Below are 4,620 nucleotides of genomic sequence, written 5' to 3'. Positions count from 1 at the left end.
TCAGTACAAATTCGTTATATGGAAACTGAAGAACCCCCCATCCGGGTAGTTGCACCAGGGCGAGTCTACCGAAGAGATAACGTAGATGCGACTCACTCAGCAGTTTTCCACCAAATAGAACTTTTGGCAATTGACGAAGGACTGACGTTTACTGATCTTAAAGGCACAATTAAGGTATTTTTGGAAGCGATGTTTGGTGAGTTACCTATTCGCTTCCGCGCCAGTTATTTCCCGTTTACAGAACCTTCTGCTGAAGTTGATTTGCAGTGGAATGGTCGCTGGCTGGAAGTTATGGGTTGCGGTATGGTCGATCCAAATGTGCTCAAAGCCGTGGGATACGATCCAGAAGTGTACACAGGATTCGCCGCCGGTTTTGGTGTAGAACGCTTTGCGATGGTTTTACATCAAATTGATGACATTCGTCGCCTTTATGCGAGTGATTTACGCTTTTTAAGGCAGTTTTAAAAAAGTTAGGAGTTAGGAACTGTAACTTAATCTATTGACAAAGCTACCCATTACTACCCATTTTTGGGTAGCTTTTCTCTTGCCATACGCTCAATAACATCACTTAAGCTTCTGGTTCATACTGTTGTTAGGCGTTGCGGTCATTATCCGAAGTGAGTTCCAACGTCATCAGGTGTTCGTCGTAGAAACGTCCAGCTTTCGAGAATGTCTCTTGCTCAGTACCGTAGATGCGGAAGCCAAGCGATTGGTAAAGACAGATTGCCGCTTTTTGTTGGGTCACGACAGTTAGGTTGACTCTCCTAATGCTTCGCGCGTTCGCTGCCCAATTCAAAGCTTGCCTGACAAGCGATCTACCACAACCGTTGCGACGGAATGCGGGCAAAACATATAGCCCCCCAAGATGAGCGCGGTGCTTCTCGTTGGGTGCGCAATAGCGAGAAATCCGGACGGTGCCAATGAGTTGATTGTCTTGAAACGCTCCGAAAAAGCAACGCTCGTCGCTCTCTGCGAGTCTTGCAGCTATCTCAGAAAGATTTGGTTCATCCTCTGGCAACGAGCCGAAAGCTGGGGGCTGTTCATGAAGCGCAAGCAGACGCACAAAACGATATGATTCAGCATCAGCGGGAGAAAGCACTCGTACGCTGATGGAAACAATGCTGTGTTGAGGCTCGCTGGTTTGATTTTCATTCATACAGACTGTTAGAAACGCCTAACGGTGAAGCTAACCGGAGTCAGGTAACTGTTGCATTGTAATCGATTCTCCTAACTTTTCTGGTGATGTTGTACTTTAGCCAAATTTCAAAGATTCTGTATAAACTCTTGCCACTCAGCGCGGTAGACATTTTTTTCTGCTTCTGCCAAGAAAGTTATTTTCGGCAGCAATTATCGCAGTGACCGCAACGCCAGTTCTTAATTTCTTCCTCAAAACCAAAAGCAGTTAACAAAAAACGCCAGCGACAATCCCTAGTCGTAAGATATTGATTCATCTGCTTTGCAGCGTGTGATTGTGTAACGCTTTGGGTTTTTGCCCCTGGAACGATACTGTAGTGAAAGGGATCAAGCCACTTGAGTTGTCCGGTGCTGTGTAGTAGAGAGAGGGCGATCGCACCATTATGAAACTCTCGCGCTACAGCATTCACTTCCCCTGTTCTTGGCAATTTTTTCAGAACTTGCTGCGCGGATAGCTGTTGCTGCTGCAAATTCTCCTCAAAAAACTTTTGCCTTTGCTTATCTTGTGGATCTAACCACCCTGTGGGTTCACTGATCAACATCAGTGCTTGGGCTGGTTTTCCATCTCGTCCAGCGCGTCCAATTTCCTGCACGTACTCTGAAATCAACAATGGCGGGTGAAAATGAACCACCCAACGGACATCAGACTTATTTATCCCCATACCAAAAGCACACGTACAGATGACAAACGGCATTTTTCCACTCAGCCATTGTGCTTCTATCTCACGACGTTCCTCTGCGCCCAATCCTGCATGATAACCTGCTGTAACGTAACCCAACTGTAGCAGCCATGCAGCCAACTCTTCGCTATCTCGCCTTGTGCGAACGTAAACTAGCCCAGTTTGTTGTCGTTTATCTGAAAGAAATTTTAAGAATTGTTGCTTTCTGCCTCTTGGAGTCCAAACTATACGAATAGAAGGATTAATATTAGAACGATAAGGATTAATACGAAAAACTGCTGGTTGCTGTAACTGAAGAATTTCTCGAATTTGAGTTTGGGCTAAAGGGTCAGCGGTGGCGGTAAAAGCGGCTAGTGCTATATTTGTTCCCGATGGTTTTGATTTGAGTAGCGCTGGTCGTACTGCCCCCAATCTTCGATAAGCTGGTCTAAAAGTGTCTCCCCACTGTACCAAACAATGGGCTTCATCTAGTATCAATCCATTAATCACAAGTTCCGGCTGGCACAACCTTTCCCACACTGGCTTGCTGAGTAAAGTTTCTGGCGACAAGTAAAGTAATCTGAGTTGTTGTCGTTCCAAAGCTTGTAAAGTCATGCGCCGCTTGTCAGATGGTAATTCACTGTGCAAAAGTGCAGCGGGTAAATTGCGTTCCCGAAGTTCCTGCACTTGGTTTTCCATCAGCGCCACCAAAGGCGAAACAACAAGCGTTAATCCAGTTTGTAGCAGTGCGGGAAGTTGAAAACAAATTGACTTTCCCCCACCTGTGGGCATGATAATCAGCGCATCTTTTTTTGCTAACAGACTCTGGATAATTTCTCCCTGCGGTGGACGGAAATCTTCATAACCCCAGATTTTTTTAAATGCAGCGCGGACTTCGTGCCAAGATGTTGTTGCAGATGGATTCATGAGCCATAGTATACAGGGACGATATTGAATCTATCCTCTGGTTTTAAGCTACTGGCTCAGTAATATTATCAGTATTTTATTTGATTTTATTTGATGAGCATTGGTTCTTGCTCTCTTAGCACAGAGACTCTCAGTGGATCGTACCCTAGTTGTTGAGTAATCCGTTCCCTAGCTAAAGCGCGGTACTCCCAAAAATGTTCTCCAGCAGCGCATAGCCCCAAATACATATTGAGAACTTGAGGCTTTTTCAGCAGAATCGTCCATAGTTGTTGCCAGAACTGCCCACGAATTTCAGGTCGCCGTAAGCCCTGATGCCAGATTAACTGAGCAACGAGCCGCAACCCCTTACCTGGAGAAAATTGCATGGTTTGCTTTCGTTTTGCTAGCGAGCCAATACTGAGACATTGCTGAAAACAGCGTCTGAGATAGTTTCTGGGTTCATACAACGTCCAGAAGCCTTCTGCATACTCCCTAGCAATTTCAGCTAAGGGGCGGGTGGGGACAAAATTCATCAAGGAATTCTGGTCTCCCACCTCAGTGACGCCAATACCCTCTACTAAACGCTGCTCTTTTTGCAGACGGTTCCATAGAGCAGTATTGGGCAAAGCTTGAAGGATGCCCAGCATCGGTTGAGGAATACTGGTTTGTTCAACAAAAGCTTGAATTCGTTCTCCTGCTCCTGGGCGTTCTCCATCAAAACCAAGGATAAACCCTGCATAGATTAGCATCCCTGCTTCATTGATCTTGCGACAGGCTTCGATGAGCGGATTGCGAGTATTTTGCAGTTTTTGTGTTACTTGCAGGCTGTCTTGGTCAGGAGTTTCTATGCCGAGAAAAACTGCATAGAAGCCTGCTTCATTCATTAATTGCAACAGTTCATCATCTTCTGCCAAATTCACAGAAGCTTCAGTTATGAAGGTGAAGGGGTAGTCGTGCTGCTTCATCCAAGGAATTAATTCTCGTAAGAAGCGTTTGACGTTACGCTGATTTCCAATAAAGTTGTCATCAACGATGAAGAGTGACCCTCGCCAGCCTAAATCATAAAGAGCTTGTAACTCGGCTATGGTCTGGTGAGGCTCCTTGGTGCGTGGTTTCCGACCGTAGAGGACAATGATGTCGCAAAACTCGCAGTTGAAGGGGCAACCGCGAGAAAATTGGATAGCCATCATCAAGTAGGCATCCCGTTGCAGCAGGTCAAAACGCGGCATCGGGCTTTGGGTGACATCAGGTTTTTCCAGGGAGCGAAAGATTCCTTGCTCTTTTTTGCCTTTGAGCGCTTCTAGAAACTGTGGAACTGTCAACTCCCCTTCATCCAAAACCAGATAATGCGCTCCAGAGTCAAGAGCATCTTGCGGGATTGAGGTGGGGTAAGGACCCCCGACTGCCACTTTTTTGCCTAACCGCACCGCTTTTTGAATTAGGGCATGGAAATCTGGTTTCTGCACCAGCATTGCAGAAAGGATTACTAGGTCACACCACTCCCAATCAGCCTCTGTTTCAAGATTAACGTTGCGATCGTAAAATCTAATTTCCCAGTCCTTGGGTAGAAGGGCTGCTACTGTAATCATCCCCAGTGGAGGCAAGACGGCTTTGAGTCCGGCGATTTCCATGAAGCGATCATAAGACCAAAAGGACTGGGGAAACTGAGGGTAAATCAATAGTGCTTTCATAAAATCCTTTTTGCACAACTGTGAGTACCACGAACACCCATCAATAGCCGAAAGCATCTCCTAGAGATTCGCAATCGGCTCGTCGAACTGGAATGTTGCCCCAAGCAAATTAACGCCTGCAAGTAGTATTTGATGCTGTTAGTCAAATGACTACAAATTAGGTATATAGA

4 protein-coding genes are annotated in these 4,620 nt (G+C 45.9%); 1 reads left to right on the top strand and 3 read right to left on the bottom strand.

Annotated features, from left to right (window positions below; all coding sequences use genetic code 11):
- Window positions 1-465 (top strand): tRNA ligase subunit PheS family protein (locus DP116_RS27120; protein WP_439330042.1); only part of this gene is annotated, 465 nt, incomplete at its 5' end.
- Window positions 466-592: 127 nt separating this feature from the next.
- Here the strand turns inward: DP116_RS27120 and DP116_RS27115 are convergent.
- From DP116_RS27115 to DP116_RS27105, 3 genes are all read right to left on the bottom strand, one after another.
- Window positions 593-1,156, bottom strand: a complete 564-nt coding sequence (locus DP116_RS27115) for a GNAT family N-acetyltransferase (RefSeq protein WP_169158084.1) — start codon at window positions 1,154-1,156, stop codon at window positions 593-595.
- A 175-nt stretch (window positions 1,157-1,331) separates the two neighbouring features.
- Window positions 1,332-2,780: a RecQ family ATP-dependent DNA helicase gene (locus tag DP116_RS27110; protein ID WP_169158083.1), complete on the bottom strand. Its 1,449-nt coding sequence runs from the start codon at window positions 2,778-2,780 to the stop codon at window positions 1,332-1,334.
- Between the two features lie 86 nt (window positions 2,781-2,866).
- On the bottom strand, window positions 2,867-4,450 hold the full coding sequence (locus tag DP116_RS27105) for a B12-binding domain-containing radical SAM protein (RefSeq protein WP_169158082.1): 1,584 nt from the start codon (window positions 4,448-4,450) through the stop codon (window positions 2,867-2,869).
- Window positions 4,451-4,620: the final 170 nt, after the last annotated feature.

This window comes from Brasilonema bromeliae SPC951 (assembly GCF_012912135.1).
Classification (GTDB): Bacteria; Cyanobacteriota; Cyanobacteriia; order Cyanobacteriales; family Nostocaceae; genus Brasilonema; species Brasilonema bromeliae.
The sequence above is the reverse complement of the archived record's forward strand: the minus strand, read 5'-3'. Positions and strand labels throughout refer to the sequence as shown.

Bases quoted from the DNA above. Each gene is read 5' to 3' on its own strand.
- DP116_RS27115 (WP_169158084.1), bottom strand. From the start codon at position 1,156: ATGAATGAAAATCAAACCAGCGAGCCTCAACACAGCATTGTTTCCATC.
- DP116_RS27110 (WP_169158083.1), bottom strand. From the start codon at position 2,780: ATGAATCCATCTGCAACAACATCTTGGCACGAAGTCCGCGCTGCATTT.
- DP116_RS27105 (WP_169158082.1), bottom strand. From the start codon at position 4,450: ATGAAAGCACTATTGATTTACCCTCAGTTTCCCCAGTCCTTTTGGTCT.